Annotated in this window: 21 protein-coding genes, 1 pseudogene and 1 other annotated feature; of the genes and pseudogenes, 11 read left to right on the forward strand and 11 right to left on the reverse strand. The window is 47.7% G+C overall.

Features of this window, described 5'->3' with window-relative positions:
• The first annotated feature begins 69 nt into the window (after positions 1 to 69).
• The 6 genes from SK33_RS09100 (at position 70) to ugd (ending at position 7,244) form a co-directional block, all read left to right on the forward strand.
• Positions 70 to 936 (forward strand): glycosyltransferase family 2 protein, encoded by an 867-nt coding sequence (locus tag SK33_RS09100; protein ID WP_048218069.1) that lies wholly within the window; start codon positions 70 to 72, stop codon positions 934 to 936.
• The gene (locus tag SK33_RS09105; protein ID WP_048218068.1) at positions 936 to 2,132 is read left to right on the forward strand and encodes an O-antigen polymerase; all 1,197 of its coding nucleotides are present in this window, start codon (positions 936 to 938) and stop codon (positions 2,130 to 2,132) included. Before SK33_RS09100 ends, SK33_RS09105 begins: the two co-directional genes overlap by 1 nt.
• The gene (locus SK33_RS09110; protein WP_048218067.1) at positions 2,129 to 3,247 is read left to right on the forward strand and encodes a glycosyltransferase family 4 protein; all 1,119 of its coding nucleotides are present in this window, start codon (positions 2,129 to 2,131) and stop codon (positions 3,245 to 3,247) included. The genes SK33_RS09105 and SK33_RS09110 overlap by 4 nt, the downstream gene beginning before the upstream one ends.
• Positions 3,248 to 3,254: 7 nt before the next feature.
• On the forward strand, positions 3,255 to 4,313 hold the full coding sequence (locus tag SK33_RS09115; protein ID WP_048218065.1) for a DUF1972 domain-containing protein: 1,059 nt from the start codon (positions 3,255 to 3,257) through the stop codon (positions 4,311 to 4,313).
• 160 nt (positions 4,314 to 4,473) lie between these two features.
• Positions 4,474 to 5,880 (forward strand): NADP-dependent phosphogluconate dehydrogenase, encoded by a 1,407-nt coding sequence (gene gndA / locus SK33_RS09120; RefSeq protein ID WP_003844291.1) that lies wholly within the window; start codon positions 4,474 to 4,476, stop codon positions 5,878 to 5,880.
• A gap of 197 nt (positions 5,881 to 6,077) precedes the next feature.
• A complete protein-coding gene (ugd, locus tag SK33_RS09125) occupies positions 6,078 to 7,244 on the forward strand; it encodes a UDP-glucose 6-dehydrogenase (RefSeq protein ID WP_048218063.1) in 1,167 nt (388 codons plus the stop codon).
• Between the two features lie 58 nt (positions 7,245 to 7,302).
• On the opposite strand, the gene SK33_RS09130 is transcribed toward ugd, so the two are convergent.
• On the reverse strand, positions 7,303 to 8,307 hold the full coding sequence (locus SK33_RS09130; RefSeq protein WP_032949582.1) for an NAD-dependent epimerase: 1,005 nt from the start codon (positions 8,305 to 8,307) through the stop codon (positions 7,303 to 7,305).
• A gap of 398 nt (positions 8,308 to 8,705) precedes the next feature.
• On the opposite strand from SK33_RS09130, the gene wzzB reads away from it, so the two are divergent.
• Positions 8,706 to 9,689 (forward strand): LPS O-antigen chain length determinant protein WzzB, encoded by a 984-nt coding sequence (gene wzzB, locus SK33_RS09135; RefSeq protein WP_048218061.1) that lies wholly within the window; start codon positions 8,706 to 8,708, stop codon positions 9,687 to 9,689.
• Between the two features lie 55 nt (positions 9,690 to 9,744).
• Here the strand turns inward: wzzB and hisIE are convergent, their stop codons facing one another.
• From hisIE to hisL, 9 genes are all read right to left on the reverse strand, one after another.
• Positions 9,745 to 10,356, reverse strand: a complete 612-nt coding sequence (gene hisIE / locus SK33_RS09140; RefSeq protein ID WP_003030122.1) for a bifunctional phosphoribosyl-AMP cyclohydrolase/phosphoribosyl-ATP diphosphatase HisIE — start codon at positions 10,354 to 10,356, stop codon at positions 9,745 to 9,747.
• Positions 10,350 to 11,126, reverse strand: coding sequence for an imidazole glycerol phosphate synthase subunit HisF (gene hisF, locus SK33_RS09145; protein ID WP_019077116.1), 777 nt, complete (start codon positions 11,124 to 11,126; stop codon positions 10,350 to 10,352). The genes hisIE and hisF overlap by 7 nt, the downstream gene beginning before the upstream one ends.
• A complete protein-coding gene (gene hisA / locus SK33_RS09150; protein ID WP_048218059.1) occupies positions 11,108 to 11,845 on the reverse strand; it encodes a 1-(5-phosphoribosyl)-5-[(5-phosphoribosylamino)methylideneamino]imidazole-4-carboxamide isomerase in 738 nt (245 codons plus the stop codon). The genes hisF and hisA overlap by 19 nt, the downstream gene beginning before the upstream one ends.
• The gene (hisH, locus tag SK33_RS09155; RefSeq protein ID WP_048218057.1) at positions 11,845 to 12,435 is read right to left on the reverse strand and encodes an imidazole glycerol phosphate synthase subunit HisH; all 591 of its coding nucleotides are present in this window, start codon (positions 12,433 to 12,435) and stop codon (positions 11,845 to 11,847) included. The genes hisA and hisH overlap by 1 nt, the downstream gene beginning before the upstream one ends.
• Positions 12,435 to 13,502: a bifunctional histidinol-phosphatase/imidazoleglycerol-phosphate dehydratase HisB gene (gene hisB / locus SK33_RS09160; RefSeq protein ID WP_048218056.1), complete on the reverse strand. Its 1,068-nt coding sequence runs from the start codon at positions 13,500 to 13,502 to the stop codon at positions 12,435 to 12,437. Before hisB ends, hisH begins: the two co-directional genes overlap by 1 nt.
• Positions 13,499 to 14,578 (reverse strand): histidinol-phosphate transaminase, encoded by a 1,080-nt coding sequence (gene hisC, locus SK33_RS09165; RefSeq protein ID WP_048218054.1) that lies wholly within the window; start codon positions 14,576 to 14,578, stop codon positions 13,499 to 13,501. Before hisC ends, hisB begins: the two co-directional genes overlap by 4 nt.
• Positions 14,575 to 15,879: a histidinol dehydrogenase gene (gene hisD, locus SK33_RS09170; RefSeq protein ID WP_048218052.1), complete on the reverse strand. Its 1,305-nt coding sequence runs from the start codon at positions 15,877 to 15,879 to the stop codon at positions 14,575 to 14,577. Before hisD ends, hisC begins: the two co-directional genes overlap by 4 nt.
• A gap of 5 nt (positions 15,880 to 15,884) precedes the next feature.
• Positions 15,885 to 16,784: an ATP phosphoribosyltransferase gene (hisG, locus tag SK33_RS09175; protein WP_048218051.1), complete on the reverse strand. Its 900-nt coding sequence runs from the start codon at positions 16,782 to 16,784 to the stop codon at positions 15,885 to 15,887.
• A gap of 45 nt (positions 16,785 to 16,829) precedes the next feature.
• Positions 16,830 to 16,952 (reverse strand) — a sequence feature (His leader region).
• The gene (gene hisL, locus SK33_RS09180) at positions 16,928 to 16,975 is read right to left on the reverse strand and encodes a his operon leader peptide (RefSeq protein WP_100250077.1); all 48 of its coding nucleotides are present in this window, start codon (positions 16,973 to 16,975) and stop codon (positions 16,928 to 16,930) included. (Overlaps the previous feature by 25 nt.)
• Positions 16,976 to 17,149: 174 nt before the next feature.
• Here hisL and SK33_RS09185 point away from each other — a divergent pair, with 174 nt between their 5' ends.
• The 4 genes and pseudogenes from SK33_RS09185 (at position 17,150) to plaP (ending at position 20,576) form a co-directional block, all read left to right on the forward strand.
• Positions 17,150 to 17,974 carry an SDR family oxidoreductase gene (locus SK33_RS09185; protein ID WP_003030163.1) on the forward strand — a complete coding sequence of 275 codons (825 nt, stop codon included), beginning with the start codon at positions 17,150 to 17,152 and terminating at the stop codon, positions 17,972 to 17,974.
• Between the two features lie 41 nt (positions 17,975 to 18,015).
• A pseudogene (locus SK33_RS09190) lies at positions 18,016 to 19,000 on the forward strand (LysR family transcriptional regulator).
• Between the two features lie 162 nt (positions 19,001 to 19,162).
• Entirely contained in the window at positions 19,163 to 19,225 is a 63-nt protein-coding gene (gene yoeI / locus SK33_RS26730; RefSeq protein ID WP_099045591.1) for a membrane protein YoeI, read from the forward strand.
• Positions 19,215 to 20,576: a putrescine/proton symporter PlaP gene (plaP, locus tag SK33_RS09200; RefSeq protein ID WP_048218046.1), complete on the forward strand. Its 1,362-nt coding sequence runs from the start codon at positions 19,215 to 19,217 to the stop codon at positions 20,574 to 20,576. The genes yoeI and plaP overlap by 11 nt, the downstream gene beginning before the upstream one ends.
• Positions 20,577 to 20,635: 59 nt before the next feature.
• Here plaP and sbcB read toward each other — a convergent pair whose 3' ends face one another.
• Positions 20,636 to 22,060 (reverse strand): exodeoxyribonuclease I, encoded by a 1,425-nt coding sequence (sbcB, locus tag SK33_RS09205; RefSeq protein ID WP_048218045.1) that lies wholly within the window; start codon positions 22,058 to 22,060, stop codon positions 20,636 to 20,638.
• Positions 22,061 to 22,217: the final 157 nt, after the last annotated feature.

Genomic DNA, 22,217 nt, shown 5'->3' on the forward strand with positions numbered 1-22,217 from the left:
AGTGATTATAATAAATAAGAATTAAAAAATATAAACATAAAAAACAATGGTTAGTGGTGGAATATAAACGTGAAACATGTTTTTATTGTTATTGTTAATTATTTTTCTCGAAATGTAATTGCTGAAACTATCAAGAGATTAGATGGAGAAAAAGTAACCTCATTTAGTTATACAATTCTAGTTGTTGATAATTCTGGTGAGATTTTGTCAGATAAAGAAATCAATACTTTCTCAAATGTTAAATTACTAGGTACAGGAACTAATCTTGGGTATTGTGGCGGAAATAATGTAGCATATGAGTACATAATAAAAAATAAGCTAACTGGAGATATTGTTATTTGTAACCCCGATACGTTTTTTAGTCTTAACCAAATAAATGAGATCGTGCAGAAGGTGAAAGAATGGGGAGTATATACATTGCCCGCAGTTACACCAGAAGGCAATATTATGTATACACGAATAAGGTTAAAAGGTTTAACACAAAAAATATATAAAGAAACACAGTCAGAAGATTTTTGCAATAGTGATTACTGTCCTGGTTCATTTCTTTATTTAAAGTTAGATGAATACAATCCTCTTGAAACGCTTTTTGACGAGCGTTTTTTTATGTATTGGGAGGAGGTTGACTTATGTATAAATATCAGAAAGCTTGGTGGTAAATGTTGTTTTATCAATGATGTTGGAAATATAATTAGAACCCCTAATGAAAGAGAGTGGATTTACAATGCCTCGTATTATTATTTTAGAAATTCTTTTTTGATTAGACAAAAACACGAGAGTATGTTCTCAAAGATAGATATTATATTATTTTTTATGAAATCCTTGCCTGTATTTGCAATTAAGACTCTGTATTTAAAAAAAAATCGTCTATTGAAAAACATAATTTTTGGAATAATTGATGGTTATAAAAGACGTTATGGAATAAGACTGAGGTAATGATGATTTACAAAACAATATCATCTCCTTTTAATTTGCTAATTGCATTTTTTGTTGTGATATTCTTATACTTGCTAAGGTTGAGCAACCAAATTACGTTACCAAGTATTGAAACAGTACTTTATCTTACCCTGTGTTTGGGGGCTATGGCTCTAGGGATGAGTTTTGGTACAAAATTAAAAAATTTACGAAGTTGCAAGCCTATTCCATTCAAACCTAAATTGATTCCTGCAGCACAGAGGAAGCTAGTTTTATTGTTACTCACTCTATCTACCCTTGCTTTTGCGTTTGAACACTATATATTTTTTAATAAACACGGCTCTATTCCAATTTTTAATCCTGATTTTGAAGTGTTGCGTATGGAATTCCCTGTCTCAGGATATGTACATATTTTGGCTATGTCAGGGTTTATAGTAGGGTTATCTTTATACTATGATATATTAATATATAAGAATTCATGGACTCTGACACAAAAAGTTGTTTTCTATTCTTTAATATTAATTAATGTATTGTTGGCTATTATGGTTGGGAATAGAGGGACAATTGCGTTATTTTTTGTTCAGTGTTTTATTATTAAATTTTCATTTCAGAAGATTCGATTGGCTAAGCTTTGTTATATAATGTTTCTGTGTTTATATGCTTTAGGTGCGTCTAAACTGATTCGTGATTACTTATATACGGGACCTTCAGTTATTGATGATATTTCGAAAGTTTGGTTTATGGGGGGGAATTTTTTATTTTTGCCCCTATACTATGGATATGTCACATTTGTTATGAATTTCGAAATATTAAATCATTATATAACTGCGTTAGATAGCTATTTTTATGGTTATTTTAGCATTGTACTTCCATTTGATTCATTATTTACAAACAATGCTTATCAGTTAATAGAATTGCAAAAGGATGTTTTAAAAGATGATTTTTACGGGCTATTAACTTCAACAGGGTTTGGTGTTCCTTATTTTGATTTTGGTTATTTTGGTTTTATCGTTATTTTTTTGCTTTCATTCTTATTAGGGTATTCATTCTATGTTGTGTATTCATGTGGTAAGATCTATTACGTGCCATTTTATTCATATTTAATGACTGCATTTCTTACATTGATTTATACATATAGCTTTAATGAATTATATATATGGATTTATCTTTTTCTTCTCTTTCTTATTTCTCGTTTATATAAGGAGCGTATTCCATGATTAAAAAAATATTATTTATCTCTAGACCCACCTTATTTACAGGTCCAGGGGGGGATACGGTTCAATTAGTTAAAACAAAAGAATATTTAGAGATGTTAGGTCTTGACATAGATATCCATGTCGGTGGCGATATTAATTTTGATTCTTATGACGTAGTTCATTTTTTTAATTTACGTAATCCTCAGGATATTCTTCATTATGTTCGATTGGCAAGAGAAAAAAACAAGCCAATGGTATTGTCTACTATTTGGGGATCATATTATGAGTGTGATCAGAAGGCTAGAAGGGGAATCCAAAAATGGGTTGCAAATAATTTCAAAGAAAGTTTTGTTGAATATCTAAAAACAGTTGCAAGAATTATAAAAAATAAAAACTTTCATGCCGGAACATTTGAATATATTTTAAAAGGTCATTTGGCAGCTCAGAAAGAAATTGTTAATACGATTGATGTATTGCTTCCAAATAGCCCAACTGAGCTTGAGCGTGTTCGTAATGATATGCGACAACCAAATAAAGAAGGTATATCTGTAGCGAATGCCGTTGATTTAAATATATTTGACTATGACAAAGTGGATGCTACAAAGTATCAACATCTTGAAGGATGTTTGCTAAGCGCCGCAAGAATAGAAATACGTAAATGCCAGCTTGATCTTATTCGTGCATGTAAAGATTTGCCATATAAAATTGTTTTAGTAGGTAAACCTAGCCCGAACAGTATAAAATATTTTGAGCAGTGTAAAAATGAAGCTGGCCCTAATGTTATATTCATAGAACATGTTACGCAGCAAGAGCTCGCTGCCTTATATAAGGTCGCAAAATCTCATGCACTTATCTCATGGATGGAAACGCCAGGTTTATCTACTCTTGAAGCTGCAGTAATGAATTGTAATGTGCTCGTGACTGATCGCGGAGATACTGAATATTATTTCAGCGACGAAGCGATTTATTGTGAACCCGGGGATGTTAATTCTATCCGACAAGGAGTTATTGATGTTATGTCAAAAGAGTATTCCCCTCATTTAAAGCACCGTGTTATGTCTCATTTCACATGGAAACATACTGCCCAGCAAACACTTGAAGGCTATCAGTTAGCGTTAAGCCAGCATATTAAATGATAAAAATATGAAAAAAATTGCAATAATCGGTACAGTAGGAATACCTGCTTGTTACGGAGGATTTGAGTCCTTAGTTCAAAATCTTGTAGACTACCAAGGTGATGATATCGAGTACACGGTCTTCTGCTCATCTAAAGCTTATAAAGAAAGACCAGGCATGTATAAAGCTGCACGTCTTGAATATATTCCATTAAAAGCGAATGGGATTTCAAGTATTGCTTATGACATACTCTGTCTTATTAAATGCATTAAAACAAAATATGATGTTGTACTTATTTTAGGTGTTTCTGGTTGTATTTTTTTACCTTTTTATAAATTACTTTCACGTTCAAAAGTTGTTACTAACGTTGATGGTCTTGAATGGCGAAGAGATAAATGGGGGCGGTGGTCCAAGGCATTTCTTAAATTATCTGAAAAAATAGCAGTACTTTTTTCAGATGTTATTATTTCAGATAATCAAGCGATTGGAGATTATATCAATGCTGAGTATAATAAAAATAGTGAAGTGATAGCTTATGGTGGTGAACACGCTTTAATTGATGGTATGCAAACACCTGATGTTAAGCATGACTATTATCTTTCTATCTGCCGCATTGAACCAGAAAACAACATAGCAACTATCCTTGGCGCGTTTGCGCTTCTTCCTTATAAAATAAAATTTATAGGGAATTGGAATAATAGCGAATATGGACGAGAATTAAGAGAGAAATATCGGGGTTATGAAAATATTGATATTATAGATCCAGTCTATGATATCAAATCTCTTTATTTATTGAGAAGTTGTTGTAAAGGGTATATACATGGGCATAGTGCCGGAGGTACTAATCCATCTCTCGTCGAAGCAATGCAATTTGGAATGGATATTATTGCATTTGATTGCAACTTTAACCGGTATTCTACAGAAGATAAAGCTCATTATTTTTCGACAAAAAATGAATTGGTGAATGTTATTGAATTGTTGGAAACTGGTAAGATTGAATCTACAGGTCAAAGTTTATTTGAGATTGCGCAGCGCCGATATCAATGGACCACAATTATAAAACAGTATGAAAATACATATAAGTAACATGTTAATGTAATGCCATTTTTAATGGCAATTAAAAAGCACAAATTTCTTTTTCATACTTATATAGTGCCACCTGAAAATGAACGTCTGAATTAACATCTAAACCACATTTCAATCCGTGCATACGTCGCGCGGGGACCACACCTGACAGGAGTACATAATGTCCAAACAACAGATCGGCGTCGTCGGTATGGCAGTGATGGGGCGCAACCTGGCGCTCAACATCGAAAGCCGCGGTTATACCGTCTCCATCTTCAACCGCTCCCGCGAGAAAACTGAAGAAGTTGTTGCCGAGAACCCGGGTAAGAAACTGGTTCCTTATTACACGGTGAAAGAGTTCGTCGAGTCTCTTGAAACCCCACGTCGTATCCTGTTAATGGTGAAAGCGGGCGCTGGCACCGATGCTGCCATCGATTCCCTGAAGCCGTATCTGGATAAAGGCGACATCATCATTGATGGTGGTAACACTTTCTTCCAGGACACCATTCGTCGTAATCGTGAACTGTCAGCCGAAGGCTTCAACTTCATCGGTACCGGTGTTTCAGGCGGTGAAGAGGGCGCACTGAAAGGCCCATCCATCATGCCTGGTGGTCAGAAAGAAGCGTACGAACTGGTTGCTCCGATCCTGACCAAGATTGCCGCGGTTGCTGAAGATGGCGAACCGTGCGTGACCTATATCGGTGCCGATGGCGCGGGTCATTACGTGAAGATGGTGCACAACGGGATTGAATACGGCGATATGCAGCTGATTGCGGAAGCCTATTCTCTGCTGAAAGGCGGTCTGAACCTGTCTAACGAAGAGCTGGCAACTACTTTCACCGAGTGGAATGAAGGTGAGTTGAGCAGTTATCTGATCGACATCACCAAAGATATCTTCACCAAGAAAGACGAAGAGGGTAAATACCTTGTTGATGTGATCCTGGACGAAGCGGCGAACAAAGGCACCGGTAAATGGACCAGCCAGAGCTCTCTGGATCTGGGCGAACCGCTGTCGCTGATCACCGAATCCGTATTCGCTCGCTACATCTCTTCTCTGAAAGACCAGCGCGTTGCGGCATCTAAAGTGCTGTCTGGCCCGCAGGCTAAACTGGCTGGTGATAAAGCAGAGTTTGTTGAGAAGGTCCGTCGCGCGCTGTATTTGGGCAAAATCGTCTCTTATGCTCAGGGCTTCTCTCAACTGCGTGCCGCATCTGACGAATACAACTGGGATCTGAACTACGGCGAAATCGCGAAGATCTTCCGCGCGGGCTGCATCATTCGTGCGCAGTTCCTGCAGAAAATCACCGACGCCTATGCTGAAAACAAAGGCATCGCGAACCTGCTGCTGGCCCCGTACTTCAAAAATATCGCTGACGAATATCAGCAAGCGCTGCGTGATGTAGTGGCTTATGCTGTGCAGAACGGTATTCCGGTACCGACCTTCTCTGCAGCGGTAGCCTACTACGACAGCTACCGTTCTGCGGTACTGCCGGCTAACTTGATCCAGGCCCAGCGCGACTACTTTGGTGCACATACGTATAAACGCACCGATAAAGAAGGCGTGTTCCATACCGAATGGCTGGATTAATCTGATTTAGTCAAACTGTGAATCCAGGCCCGGAGCGCTCCTCCGGGCTTTTTTATTGCCAAAAAATGGGATTCAGTCAGGTCTGATATCCGGTGTTGTAGCAAATCACGATATACTGGTGCGATGCAGAGCGATGCGCCACGTTATTGGCAGCGTGTTCACCCTCAAATGTTCAACCGGAAGAAGTTACACAGCGAATGAAGATAACTATCTCAGGAACAGGTTATGTAGGTTTGTCGAACGGTATTCTGATTGCCCAGCACCACGAAGTGGTCGCTCTGGATATCGTTCCGACGAAGGTCGAGATGCTGAATCAGAAAAAATCGCCGATCGTTGATAAGGAGATCGAAGAATATCTGGCGACAAAACAGCTGAATTTCCGTGCAACGACCGATAAGTATGATGCATACCGCGACGCGGACTACGTTATCATCGCGACACCGACTGATTACGATCCGACAACTAACTACTTTAACACTTCGAGCGTCGAGTCAGTGATCCGCGATGTGGTCGAAATCAACCCAAATGCGGTGATGGTAATTAAATCAACGATTCCGGTTGGCTTTACGAACTCTATTAAAGAACAGTTGGGTATCGACAATATTTTCTTTTCGCCAGAATTCCTGCGTGAAGGTCGTGCGCTATACGACAACTTGCATCCGTCCCGTATCGTTATTGGTGAACGTTCCGAACGAGCCGAGCGTTTTGCCGAGTTGCTGCAGGAAGGTGCGGTTAAAAAAGACATTCCGACGCTGTTTACCGACTCTACTGAAGCCGAAGCCATCAAGTTGTTCGCTAACACCTATCTGGCGTTACGTGTGGCCTACTTTAACGAGCTGGATAGCTATGCAGAAAGTCTTGGCTTGAACTCACGGCAGATTATTGAAGGTGTGTGCCTGGATCCGCGTATCGGTAATCACTACAACAATCCGTCATTCGGCTATGGCGGCTACTGTCTGCCGAAAGATACTAAGCAGTTGCTGGCTAACTACGCGTCTGTACCGAATAACATTATTGGTGCGATTGTTGATGCGAACCGTACGCGTAAGGACTTCATTGCAGATTCTATTCTTGCGCGTAAACCTAAGGTGGTCGGCGTGTACCGTTTGATCATGAAAAGTGGTTCCGATAATTTCCGGGCATCATCGATTCAGGGCATCATGAAGCGCATTAAAGCCAAGGGCGTGCACGTTATTATCTATGAACCGGTCATGGAAGAGGATGAATTTTTCCATTCCCGAGTTGTGCGTGATCTTAATTCGTTCAAAAATGAAGCCGATATTATTATTTCTAACCGTATGACGTCAGAATTAGCTGATGTTGCCGATAAAGTGTATACCCGCGATTTATTTGGTAGTGATTAATCTCGTCTCCATAAAAAAGGCCTTATAAAAGGCCTTTTTATTTTAATCAGGTCAGTAATTAAACTTTGTAGAAATTACGGTACCAGTCAACAAAGTTCTTCACCCCATCTTTTACCGTGGTTTCAGGTTTAAAACCAATTACCTCATACAGTGCTTTAGTGTCTGCGCTGGTTTCCAGTACATCACCTGGCTGTAGTGGTAGCATATTTTTCTTCGCTTCAATACCCAGAGCATCTTCCAAAGCCTGGATATAGTCCATTAGCTCAACCGGTGAACTATTGCCGATATTGTAGACGCGATAGGGCGCAATGCTGGCTGCTGGCGTGCCTGTTTCAACGGTCCATTGTGTGTCTGCGTGTGGAATGACATCCTGCAGGCGAATGATTGCTTCTGCGATATCATCGATATAGGTAAAGTCACGCTTCATTTTTCCGTAGTTATAGACGTCAATACTTTTCCCTTCCAGCATCGCTTTGGTGAACTTGAACAGCGCCATATCCGGTCGACCCCATGGACCGTACACGGTGAAAAAACGCAACCCAGTGGTGGGCAATCCGTACAGGTGGGAATAAGTATGAGCCATCAGCTCGTTGGCTTTTTTGGTTGCTGCATACAGCGACACGGGATGATCGACGGAATCATCCGTAGAGAAAGGCATTTTGCGATTCAGGCCGTAAACTGAACTGGATGAGGCGTAGAGTAAATGCTGAATTTTATTATGGCGACACCCTTCCAGTATGTTCAGAAAGCCTGTGAGATTTGAATCTGCATAGGCATGCGGATTTTCGAGTGAATAACGAACGCCAGCCTGTGCGGCAAGATGAATGACACGTTCAAAATGCCCGGATGCGAAGAGTTCAGCCATGCCTTCGCGGTCGGCTAAATCAATTTTATGAAAATGGAAACCAGGCTGTGCCAGTAATTCCAGACGAGCTTGTTTCAGACTGACGTCGTAGTAATCGTTCAGATTATCAATACCGACTACTTGATGGCCAGCCTCAAGGAGGCGTTTGCTAACGTGGAAGCCGATGAAACCAGCGGCACCCGTAACCAGGTATTTCATGTTTATTCCTCTTTTTGGCCAAATAATAGCCAGATACCAACAGGCGCTACTAAAAAGTGGAATGATACCGTTAGATGGTAAAAAAGCTAATTGTTATATTTTTTACGCTTACCATTTTTACTGGTCAGACGGTAAATATTCATGACATGGATTCATTAAAATGAATTGTAAAGGGCAACGATTGGCGGACATGAAATCTGATTGTTGCTGTTTTTTTGCTCATGAAAGTGTTCTTTGAGTAATTACACTTTTGTTCAATCGTATTGATTTTCAGTAGTGATTGAAATACCAATCAAAATCCCTCAAACAATTTGATTTTTTATCATTAATCCTATGGCATTGCCTCAATTTATAGCTAAACTAATCCCAGTTTAAGTCTTTCCTTATCTAGGGTTTCTATGTCTGTAAGTGATAACAACATGTCCGGGCGCAGTCACGATCCGGAACAGATTGATCTGATTGATTTACTGGTACAGTTGTGGCGCGGGAAAGTAACAATCGTTATTGCGATTGTTATTGCCATAGTGCTTGCTGTGGGCTATCTGGCAGTTGCTAAGGAGAAATGGACTTCAACAGCCATTATCACTCAACCGGATGTCGGACAGATTGCCACGTATAACAACGCACTTAACGTGTTGTATGGTGTCAGCGCCCCTAAGGTTACTGAGTTACAGGCAAACGTGATTGGCCGTTTTAGCACGTCATTTTCTGCATTGGCGGAAACGCTGGATAATCAGGAAAAGCCTGAAAAACTATCGATTGAGCAGTCTGTAAAAGGGCAACCATTGCCGTTGGCGGTTTCTTATGTGGGTGGCTCACCTGAAGACGCTCAGCGTCAGCTCGCCGAATACATTCAACAAACAGATGAAAAGGTTGCCAAAGAACTGGAACTTGACCTGGTTGATAACATCAAATTGCAAACAACTACGTTGCAAGACTCTCTGAAAACTCAGGAAGTGGTCGCTCAGGAGCAAAAAGATCTGCGAATCAAGCAAATCCAGGAAGCGCTGCGTTATGCACTGCAGGCGGGTGTGACCAAGCCGCAGATTCAGCAAACTCAGGATGTTACGCAGGACAGCATGCTACTGTTGGGTAGTGATGCCCTAAAGTCCATGATTGAGCACGAATCTACGCGTCCGTTGATATTATCTGACAACTACTTTCAGACTAAGCAAAAGCTGTTGGATATCGAAAATCTTAAGCTTGAGGGGGCCGAGTTACACGCCTATCGCTATGTGATGAAACCAACGTTGCCGGTTCGTCGTGACAGTCCGAAAAAAGCGATTACCCTGGTGCTGGCGGTTCTGCTCGGTGGGATGATTGGGGCTGGTGTGGTGCTGGGGCGAAATGCTCTGCGTGGTTACAACGTAAAAGCAGAGTAAGCCTGAACCTGACAACAAAAAACCGGGCAGTGCCCGGTTTTTTCATATCTGCAACTTACTGATGACGCTTACGTAAATTCTCTATCACTGTCGTCAGGTCGAGGTCCTGATCCTGCAGCAGCACCAGCAGGTGATACATCAGGTCAGAGGCTTCATTTGTCAGCTCAAAGCGGTCGTTCACCGTCGCAGCCAGCGCGGTTTCTACGCCTTCTTCACCCACTTTCTGTGCGATGCGTTTGGTGCCGCTGGCATACAGTTTCGCAGTGTAGGAACTGGCTGGATCAGCGGTTTTGCGTTCGGCCAGCAGTTGCTCAAGCTGATACAGGAACAGCCACTGGTGGCTGGTGTCGCCAAAGCAGCTTGAGGTGCCTTTATGGCAGGTTGGACCAATCGGGTTAACCAGCACTAGCAGAGTGTCGTTGTCGCAGTCAGGCGCAATGCTCACCACATTCAGGAAGTGACCGGATGTTTCTCCTTTGGTCCACAGGCGCTGCTTAGTCCGCGAGAAAAAGGTCACTTTGCCGCTTTCGAGCGTTTTATCCAGCGCCTCCGGATTCATATAACCCAGCATCAATACTTCACCGGAAACCGCATGCTGCACGATGACTGGCATCAGCCCGTCAGTTTTTTCCCAGTCCAGCTCGCGGCATTGTTGCTTCGTTAACATATCCTGATCTCCACGCCCTGTGTTGCCAGGTACGCTTTTAATTCGCCAATATTGATGATTTGCTTGTGGAAGACGGAGGCGGCAAGCGCGCCGTCAACGTCGGCATCCCGGAAGGCTTCGAGAAAGTGTTCCATGGTGCCCGCGCCGCCGGAGGCAATCAGCGGGACGTGGCAAACGTCACGTACTTTTTTCAATTGTTCCAGGTCATAACCGTTACGTACGCCGTCCTGATTCATCATGTTCAGGACGATTTCGCCCGCGCCGCGTTTTTGGACTTCCTGCACCCAGTCCAGTGTTTCCCACTGTGTGACGCGGGTACGGCTTTCATCCCCGGTATACTGATTAACGTGATATTTGCCGGTTTCGGCGTCATACCAGGTATCAATGCCCACCACGATGCACTGCACGCCAAAGCGATCCGCCAGACGGGTGATAAGTTCCGGTTCGGCCAGCGCCGGGGAGTTGATGGAGATTTTGTCCGCCCCGAAAGAGAGGATACGTGCCGCATCGTCGATGGATTTAATGCCACCGGCAACACAGAACGGAATATCGATAACTTCCGCCACGCGTGATACCCAGCTTTTATCCACTACGCGGCCATCGCTGGAAGCGGTGATATCGTAGAACACCAGTTCATCTGCGCCTTCATCGGCATAACGTTTTGCCAGTGGGACAATGTCGCCAATAATCTCATGATTACGGAACTGGACGCCTTTTACCACCTGTCCATCGCGAACGTCCAGACAGGGAATTATGCGTTTTGCCAGCATTGTATGGCCTCCTCAACGGTGAACTTACCTTCCAGCAAGGCTCGTCCGACGATAACACCACGAACACCGGTCCCGCGCAGGGCCGCTACGTCATCGATTCCACCAATACCACCAGATGACTGAAACGCCACCTGCGGATATTTGGCGCACACTTCTTCATAAAGCGCGACGTTTGAACCTGCCAGCGTACCGTCGCGGGAAATATCGGTGCACAGCACGTGTTTCAGGCCGACGGGTAAATAGGTCTCAACCAGTTCTTCCAGTGAAACCCCGGAATCTTCCTGCCAGCCGCTAACCGCTACCTGTTTGTTCCCGCGCTCGTCAATACGAACGTCCAGTGCTAGCACCAGCGCATCGGCACCAAAACGAGCAAACCAGCTTTTGACTTCTTCGGGGGATTTTACCGCCGTCGAACCCACCACCACGCGCGCCACGCCAGCGTCAAGCAGCGCCGCCACGTCTGCTTCCGTACGCACGCCGCCGCCAACCTGTACCGGAACATTGACGCCAGCGACCAGCGTTTTGATCAGCGGGATTTGCCGCTGCGCCGGGTCTTTCGCGCCGGTTAAATCAACCAGGTGCAGTACTTCGGCCCCCTGGGCTGCGTAATCCTGCAAACGGGGGAGAGGATCGTTACCGTAATCACGTTGCCTGGCGTAATCGCCCTGATGAAGACGCACCACCGTGCCGTCGATTAAATCTAATGCCGGAATAATCATTACATCTCCAGAAAGTTTTTCAGCAACTGCGCCCCAGCTGCGCCCGAACGTTCCGGGTGAAACTGCACGCCAAAGAAATTGTCCTTTTGTACTGCCGCGGTAAACGGTTCGCCGTAATTGCACTGGGCGATGGTCCACGGGTTTACCGGCATAGCGTAGCTGTGTACAAAGTAGAAATAGGCGCCATCTTCAATGCCCTGGAACAGACGGTTCCCCGCCTGCGGATAGACGCGATTCCAGCCCATATGCGGCAGCGGCAGACCGAAATCGGTCATCTTCGGGACGTCTTGCTCAATAATGCCCAGCAGGGAGACACCGTTACTCTCTTCGCTGCGACGGCCCAGTAGTTGCATACCTAAACAGATCCCCAGTACCGGTTGCGTACAGGCTTTAATCAGTTCAATCAGTTCGCGCTCGTGCAACTGGTCCATAGCCGCCTGCGCGGTGCCTACGCCCGGCAGAAATAGTTTATCGGCGCGCAGCACTACGTCCGGGTCACGGCTGACAACAGGATCGTATCCATGGCGTGCGACGGCAGATTTTACCGAGTGCAGGTTGGCGCAACCGGTGTCCAGAATCACCACGTCCATTACAGCACTCCTTTTGAAGAGGGCAGCGTGTCGCCTTCGACGCGAATCGCCTGACGCAGCGTACGGCCAAAGGCTTTAAACAGGCTCTCCACACGGTGGTGGTCATTTTTGCCTTTGGTTTTCAGGTGTAGGGTGACGCCCATAGTGTAAGAGAGTGAACGGAAGAAGTGTTCGATCATCTCCGTGCTCAGATCGCCAACGCGCTGGTAGGTAAACTCCGCGCGGTACTCCAGGTGCGGGCGGCCGGAAATATCCAGTGCGCAACGCGCCAGGCACTCGTCCATCGGCAGCACAAAACCAAAACGATTGATGCCGCGTTTATCGCCTAATGCCAGCTTTAAGGCTTCACCCAACGCCAGACCGGTATCTTCAACTGTGTGGTGATCGTCTATATATAGATCGCCCTTGACGGCTATCTCCATGCGAAAACCGCCGTGGGTGGCGATTTGATCCAGCATGTGGTCAAAGAAGCCAACGCCGGTATTAATTTTGCTGCGGCCTTCGCGGTCCAGCCAGACTTTGACGTCAATCTGCGTTTCTTTAGTATTACGCTCAACGTGTGCGTAGCGGTCACGTTTGGTCAACTGCTCGCCGATCATTGCCCAGTTCAGGGTGTCGCGATGGTAACGCAATCCGCTAATGCCCATGTTTTCAGCGAGCTGAATATCGGTTGCCCGATCGCCAATCACGTAGCTGTTCGCCATATCCATGGCCTGTTCAACCAGATACTGTTCAACCAGCTTCACTTTTGGCTTACGGCAATCGCACTCGTCCGCTGGCAGGTGCGGGCAAATCAGTACCTCATCAAATGTCACACCCTGAGAGGTGAAAATTTGCATCATCAGGTTATGCGGACCGTCAAAATCAGCCTGTGGGAAACTCTGTGTTCCTAGTCCATCCTGGTTAGTGATCATAACCAGCTTAAAACCTGCTTTTTGCAGCTTGAGTAAAACAGGAACGACGTCCGGCTCGAAGGCGAGTTTGTCAAAGCGATCGACCTGAAAGTCACTTGGCGGTTCGGAAATCAGGGTTCCATCACGGTCAATAAAAAGATACTTCTGGCTCATACTTGCTCCGCACGTAAGGCGTCAATGACGCGCTGGCTCTCTTCACGGGTTCCGACAGTAATTCGCAGGCAGCCGCTTAACGAAGGTTGTTTATTCTGATCTCGTAAGATAATGCCCTGATCCCACAAAGATTTAAATACGCTACTTGATGCGGTGAAGCGCGCCAGAACATAGTTGGTTTCAGAGTCGAAAACCTGTTCTACACAGCGAATTGTTTTCAGGTTATCTACCAGATACTGACGCTCTTCCAGGATCTGCTCTACGCGTTTACGCATGGCGGAAATCCCTTGCGGCGTCAGGGCCTGGGCGGCGATATCTGCCACCGGCGTAGAGAGTGGGTAAGGGGCAATCACCTTTAACAGCAGATTGATAACCTCTTCATTCGCCAGCGTAAACCCGCAGCGTAAACCGGCGAGAGCAAACGCTTTTGACAACGTGCGTAATATCACCAGATGCGGATACTCAGACAGCCAGCCTGCCAGCGTGGCCTGCGGGCAAAACTCAATATAGGCCTCATCAGCGACCACAATAGCTTTACCCTGCGTCATTTCGAGCAGTGAACGCAGATCCTGCGGGTTAATCAACTGGCCGGTTGGGTTATTAGGGCTGCAAACGTAGACCACCTTCACGCCATCAATCTTGTCCGCGATGCCTTGCAAATCCAGTTGCCAGTTATCAAGAGTCGGAACGGTGCGGCATTCGACGCCAATCGTTTCGGCGCTTACGCTGTACATGCCGTAAGTCGGCGGGCAGTAGAGAATGGCGTTTTTACCGGGTTCGCAAAATGCGCGCACCAGCAGTTCGATCCCTTCATCTGCGCCGCGGCTGACCAGCACCTGCTCCGGTTTGACGCCAGCATACTGCGCGTAATTCTCAATCACCGCTTTCGGCTGACACTCCGGGTAGCGGTTCAGCGTTTGCTGACTGAGCTGGAACTCCACGGCGGTGGGATATTCATTCGCGTTGAGCCAGACATCGCCGTTACCGCCGAGACGACGGGCAGACTGATAGGGCGTTAATTCGCGAACATTCTTACGGGCTAAATCAGTGACGCTGAGAAAGTTGTCAGTGCTCATGCTTGCTCCTTCAGAGCGTTAACGCGCAGGGTAACGGCATTTTTGTGGGCAGTCAGTCGTTCAGCAGCGGCCAGTATTTCAATGGTTGAGGCCAGGCCAGAGAAACCTTGTGGGGTTAATTCCTGTACGGTCATCCGTTTCTGGAAATCAGCCAGCCCAAGGCTTGAGCAGGTCGCGGTATAGCCGTAGGTCGGAAGAACGTGGTTGGTGCCAGAAGCATAGTCGCCTGCGGATTCCGGCGACCAGTCGCCGAGGAACACCGAACCGGCGCTGGTGATCTCATCAACCAGTTCACGTGCGTTGCGGGTCTGAATAATCAGGTGTTCCGGACCGTAGGCGTTAGAAATGGCCACGCACTGTTCAAGATCTTTGGCGATAATCAGTCGGCTGGCGGCGAGCGCCTGGCGGGCGGTGTCGGCGCGGGAAAGCTCAGCGAGCTGGCGTTCAACGGCTTTGGCAACGCCTTCGGCAAGCGTAGCGTCTGGCGTCAGTAGGATAACCTGCGAGTCGGGGCCGTGTTCTGCCTGAGAAAGCAGGTCAGAGGCAACAAAGTCCGGCGTCGCGCCGCTGTCGGCGATAACCAGCACTTCGGACGGGCCAGCAGGCATGTCGATGGCCGCGCCGTCAAGACGCTGGCTGACCTGACGTTTGGCTTCGGTCACATACGCATTGCCCGGCCCGAAGATTTTATCGACCTTAGGAATAGATTCGGTGCCCAGCGCCAGCGCGGCAATGGCCTGTGCGCCGCCCACATTAAACACCTCTTTTACACCACACAGCTGTGCGGCGTAGAGAATTTCATCGGCAATCGGCGGTGGTGAGCACAGCACCACTTTTTTGCAGCCGGCGATGCGCGCCGGGGTCGCCAGCATTAATACGGTAGAGAACAGCGGCGCCGAACCTCCAGGAATATACAGGCCCACGGAAGCGATAGGGCGGGTAACCTGCTGGCAGCGCACACCCGGCTGAGTTTCGATATCCACCGGTGGCAGGATCTGCGCGGTGTGGAAAGTATCAATATTACGCACCGCCACCTGCATAGCTTGTTTCAGTTCGTCGCTCAGGCGACTACTGGCTTGCTGGATTTCTTCCTCGGTGACGCGCAGCGCGGCGACCTCGGTTTTATCAAACTTCGCGCTGTATTCACGCAGCGCCCGGTCGCCGTTATTTTTGACGTTCTCAAGGATCTCAGCCACCGTACGGCTGATGCTTTCCGAGGCGGAAATAGCCGGGCGCATCAGCAGTTCGCGTTGCTGTTCGGGGCTACAGCTATTCCAGTCAATCAGGGTATTGAAGCTCATGGCTATCACTCCATCATCTTCTCAATTGGCAGCACCAGAATTGAGCTGGCACCGAGCGCTTTCAGTTTTTCCATTGTTTCCCAGAACAGGGTTTCGCTGCTGACCATGTGCATGGCAACACGCTGCTGGTCACCGGCCAGCGGCAGAATGGTCGGACGCTCAGCGCCAGGCAGCAGGGCGATAACTTCGTCCAGACGCTCGCTCGGCGCGTGCATCATGATGTATTTGGATTCACGAGCCTGAATCACCCCCTGAATACGGGTCAGCAATTTGTCGATCAGTTGTTGCTTGGCGTCGGCCATTTCGCCGTCGCGCTGAATCAGGCAGGCTTTAGAGCGGTAAATGACTTCCACTTCACGCAGACCGTTGGCTTCAAGCGTTGCGCCGGTGGACACCAGATCACAAATCGCGTCGGCCAGACCCGCACGGGGAGCGACTTCTACAGAGCCGTTTAACAGACAGGATTTAAACGACACCCTTTTCTGATCGAGATAGCGTTTGAGCAGGTGTGGGTAAGAGGTCGCGATACGCTTACCGTTCAGCGCTGCCGGGCCATCCCATGCTTCATCAACCGGGGTTGCCAGCGAGAGACGGCAGCCGCCGAAGTCCAGACGACGCAGGGTAAAATAGCGAGGGTCTTCACCCTGTGCCCGGCGGTTGAGCAGTTCCTCTTCCAGAACGTTTTCCCCGATGATGCCGAGGTCAACGACACCGTCCATCACCAGACCCGGGATATCGTCATCACGTACGCGCAGAATATCGATAGGCATATTCTCTGCCATTGCAATCAGGCGCTGGGTGTGAAGATTAATTTTAATGCCGCAACGGGCCAGCAATTCGCGTGAATCATCGCTTAAACGGCCAGATTTCTGCATAGCTATGCGTAAACGGGTGTTGTCTAACATTCTTTATTCCTCGTTATCCTGTCTGAATCAGTTTGGGTCACGCACAAAAAAAAGCCCCCGGAAGAAATCTTCCGGGGGCTTTCTCATACGCTCATGCACCGCTGGAAGATTTAAATGTCTCCCAGCACACATCGCCTGAAAGACTAGTCAGGATGATGGTGATGATGGTGTTTGAATTGAGCGCGTGTCATAAATTTTCTCGATGAATGTTTATTCATTTGATGTCTTTTAACCTAAACCACTTTAGCTACGGAAAGCAAGGGCTTTTTTTGATCATTAATTCATTTCATATTGATACTATGAATTGTCAGCCACCGTGGGCTGGCGTAGCCTTGCGTTATAGGCCAAAAGTCAGGAGAGAAGGCATGAAAAAGGTCGCAATTGTCGGATTAGGTTGGTTAGGCATGCCGTTAGCCATGTCGCTGGCGGCGAGAGGCTGGCAGGTTACCGGCAGCAAAACCACATTGGATGGGGTGGAAGCGGCCCGCATGAGCGGTATCGAGAGTTACTCGCTGCGCCTGGAACCTGAACTGGTCTGTGAGGCTGACGATCTCGACGCACTGATGGACGCCGATGCGTTGGTAATTACGCTGCCTGCACGCCGTAGCGGTCCTGGGGAAGCATTTTACCTGCAGGCAATGCAGGAACTGGTCGACAGCGCGCTGGCGTATCGGATCCCGCGGATTATTTTTACCAGTTCTACGTCAGTCTATGGTGACGTTCAAGGAACAGTGAAAGAGGGGACGCCGCGTAATCCGGTCACGGCAAGTGGTCGTGTTCTGAAAGAACTTGAAGACTGGTTGCACAATTTACCTGGCACGTCGGTGGATATTTTGCGTCTGGCCGGGTTAGTTGGTCCGGGAAGACATCCTGGTCGCTTCTTTGCCGGCAAGACGGCGCCAGACGGACATCATGGCGTCAATCTGGTGCATCTGGACGATGTGGTTTCTGCCATCACGTTACTGCTGCAAGCGCCTAAAGGGGGACACATCTATAATATATGTGCGCCTATGCATCCGGCGCGTAACGTGTTCTATCCGCAGATGGCCCGCCAGTTGGGGATGGAGCCGCCGGAATTTCGCGACGGTACGGATAACGGTAAAGGTAAAGTCATTGATGGCAACCGTATTTGTAATGAGCTTGGGTTTGAGTACCAGTATCCTGATCCGCTGGTGATGCCGATGGAGTGACAAGCCAGCAGAGTGCCGCTGTATACCGCCAGGGGGCGAGTATGAAACCACTGCTGGACGTTCTTATCATCCTCGATGCCTTAGAAAAAGAGGGCAGTTTCGCGGCGGCGTCGGCAAAATTGTTTAAGACGCCGTCTGCGCTTAGCTACACCGTCCATAAGCTGGAAAGCGATCTTAATATTCAGCTACTCGATCGCAGCGGGCACCGGGCTAAGTTCACCCGCACCGGACAGATGCTGCTGGAAAAGGGGCGGGAGGTGCTGCATACCGTCCGTGAACTCGAAAAGCAGGCCATTAAACTACACGAAGGCTGGGAGAATGAACTGGTTATTGGCGTAGATGATACCTTTCCCTTTTCATTGCTGGCCCCACTCATCGAGTCTTTCTATCAACATCACAGCGTGACGCGTCTGAAATTTATCAATGGCGTGCTGGGCGGCTCATGGGATGCCCTTACTCAGGGCCGGGCGGATATTATTGTCGGTGCCATGCATGAACCCCCTGCAGCGAGCGAATTTGGCTTTGCACGGCTGGGGGTTCTGGAACAGGTGTTTGTGGTTGCGCCGCATCACCCGCTGGCGCAGGAACAGGAACCGTTAAATCGTCGCACTATTCGCCGTTTTCGCGCCATTGTAGTGGGCGACAATGCGCAGCATGCCAATGTCTCAGGTTCTCAGGTGCTTGACGATCAGGAAGCCATTAACGTTTTTGACTTCAAAACCAAGCTGGAACTACAAATCAGCGGCCTGGGATGTGGCTATATTCCGCGCTATCTGGCGCAGCGATTTCTGGAGAGCGGCGCACTGATTGAGAAAAAAGTGGTCGCGCAAATTGTCCTTGAACCCGTGTGGATAGGCTGGAATGAACAGACCGCCGGGTTGGCCAGTGCCTGGTGGCGGGATGAAATTTTAGCAAATAGTGCTATTGCGGGGGTGTATGTTAAAACGGCTGCTGACAAATCAATCAGTTAAGAAAAAATATTCTTTTGTGTCCACTTCAATCTCTTGTTATTTCTCCCCAATTTAGTGCAAAATACGCCGCTTGCAAAAAATGACATTAACCGACGTTTTAATACGCGTCGGTTATTTTTTTGCATCAAACCAATCATTCATAAAAGAGGCCGGGCTTCGTACCGGATAGATACTTACTTAAAAATCGACAGTTGTTGTCGCTGAGGATTAACAAAAAATGGGGCAATTTTTTGCTTACGCGACGGTTTTCGCCGTAATGGGGGATAACCATGTCGCATAACGCTACTCCAAACACCTCTCGCGTGGAATTACGTAAAACGCTTACGCTGGTTCCGGTTGTCATGATGGGCCTTGCCTATATGCAGCCGATGACGCTGTTCGATACATTCGGTATCGTATCAGGAATGACCGATGGTCACGTCCCGACAGCTTACGCCTTTGCACTGATCGCCATCCTCTTTACCGCACTGAGCTACGGTAAACTGGTACGCCGCTATCCGTCTGCAGGCTCTGCCTACACTTACGCCCAGAAATCCATTAGTCCGACAGTTGGCTTTATGGTGGGTTGGTCATCACTGTTGGACTACCTGTTCGCCCCGATGATCAACATTCTGTTGGCGAAAATTTATTTTGAAGCGCTGGTGCCCTCGATTCCATCGTGGATGTTCGTGGTGGCGCTGGTGGCCTTTATGACCGCCTTCAACCTGCGCAGCCTTAAATCCGTTGCGAATTTCAACACCGTGATCGTGTTGTTGCAGGTGGTGCTGATTGCGGTGATCCTCGGCATGGTCGTTTATGGCGTGTTCGAAGGGGAAGGTGCCGGTACGCTGGTGAGCAGCCGTCCATTCTGGTCCGGTGATGCGCACGTGATCCCGATGATCACCGGTGCGACCATCCTGTGCTTCTCGTTCACCGGTTTTGACGGTATCAGCAACCTGTCAGAAGAAACCAAAGACGCTGAGCGCGTGATCCCGCGTGCGATTTTCCTGACTGCGCTGATTGGTGGCCTGATCTTTATCGTCTCCACCTATCTGTTGCAGTTGTACTTCCCGGATATTTCGCGCTTTAAGGATCCAGATGCTTCGCAGCCGGAAATCATGCTGTATGTTGCCGGTAAGTTCTTCCAGGTCGGCGCGCTGATTTTCTCTACCATTACTGTACTGGCGTCCGGTATGGCGGCGCATGCAGGCGTTGCGCGTCTGATGTACGTGATGGGTCGTGACGGCGTATTCCCGAAAAGCTTCTTCGGTTATGTACACCCGAAATGGCGTACTCCGTCCATGAACATCATTCTGGTTGGGGCGATTGCTCTGTTGGCAATCAACTTCGACCTGGTGATGGCGACGGCGCTGATTAACTTTGGTGCGTTGGTGGCATTTACCTTCGTTAACCTGTCGGTAATCTCCCAGTTCTGGATCCGTGAGAAGCGTAACAAGACGCTGAAAGATCACTTCCAGTACCTGTTCCTGCCAATGTGCGGTGCGCTGACCGTTGGCGCGCTGTGGGTGAACCTGGAAGAAAGCTCAATGGTTCTGGGCCTGATCTGGGCGGGTATCGGTCTGATCTACCTGGCTTGCGTGACCAAAAGCTTCCGCAACCCGGTCCCGCAGTACGACGAAGATATCGCGTAACAACGGCATTTAGCTGAAAAAAAACGGAGACATGTTCTCCGTTTTTTTATACGTGGGATTTATACAATCTCTTCGGCATACTGCCAGAGTGATTTCAGCAGCATCAACTTTTCTTTGTTATCCGCATATTGCTGGCTCAATAGCTGCAATTCATTGGCGTAATTTTGCAAAAACTCCGGTGTGAATACCTGGCGACGATGGTCCAGCCAGCGCTGCTGTTCAGCTTCGTCCAGCGTTCCCGGGAAGTTACGTGCACGATAATTAAACAACAGTTTTTCAATTCGCTTATCGACAAAGGAGATATCCAGCGCCGGTAAATTGCGTGGTTCGGTTTCCAGAACGATTTTCATCGCCGCACGGTCAGCATCGCTGAAAAAGCCGTTATACAGTTGGGCATCCACGTTATCTGATGGTGTAAAGGGTTCCGCATCGGCAAAGATCGCGACCACTTTGTCGCGTATCTGCGGATTCTCGCGCAGAACTTTGAGATTATCCCGACAATGCTGGCGGTTAATGCCAAGACGGTCGGCGTCTTCCGGACGTAGCGTATTTGCCTGTGCCAGTACCGGGCATTTGTTGATGTGCACCAATTTAACCGGTACGGCCGGGTTATCACCCAGATCCGCTTTAGACGTGTAGAGCCGCTCGCGCAGGGCGTCGCTGTCGAGTTCGAGCAGCGGCGAAATATCACCAGCTAAGTCGACCATAATAACCACGTTACGATTCTCCGGATGCCACGCCAATGGTGCCACCCAACTGGTGTTACCGCGCCATGCGCCAAACATGCCTGAGACATGAACCAGTGGCTTCATTTGCGGGACGTCAATCAGCGCGGCCAGCTTATGCTTATTACGATGGCTGTAGAGATAATCAAACAGACGCGGCTGGCGCGACTTCACTAATTGCGCCATTGCGATCGTGGCGTATACGTCCGCCATCGCATCGTGAGCATTGGCATGCTCAATACCATTAGCTTTGGTCAAATGCTCCAGGCGGAAGCTGGGTAAGCCGTCGTCGTTTTCCGGCCAGTTAATGCCTTCAGGGCGCAGGGCATAGCAGGCGCGCATCACATCCAGCAGATCCCAGCGCGAATTATCGTTCTGCCAACTCCAGGCATAGGGATCGTAGAAATTGCGATACAGGATGTTGCGCGTCACCTCATCATCGAAGCGCACGTTGTTATAGCCCAGGATACAGGTTTTCGGCACGGTGAACAGGGCGTGGATGCGCGCGGCAAAAGCGGCTTCATTCTCTCCCTTTTCACGTGCTTCCTGCGGTGTGATACCCGTAATCAACACCGCCTCAGGCTGCGGCAGATAATCGTCCGCGGGTTTGCAATAAAAGACTTCTGGTTCACCGATGATGTTGAAATCATTATCTGTGCGGATAGCCGCAAATTGCGCGGGTCTGTCCAGCGCCGGATGGGTACCAAAGGTCTCGTAATCGTGGAAGAGAAAACCAGGTTGCTGCTTGCCGTCATTCATTGTTCAGTTATGTCCGGGATCAATTTAGCGCTCGTCCAAGAATACCAAAAAATAGTGAGATAATCAGCTATGGAATTATCGAAGCTGGATTGTGTACGCAATAAAGTTGAGATAAACAGGACTTTTTATAGAATTAATAAATAAATCCCGCACTGTT

Origin of the sequence: Citrobacter sp. MGH103 (assembly GCF_001034475.2) — a bacterium.
Taxonomy (GTDB): Bacteria; Pseudomonadota; Gammaproteobacteria; order Enterobacterales; family Enterobacteriaceae; genus Citrobacter; species Citrobacter freundii.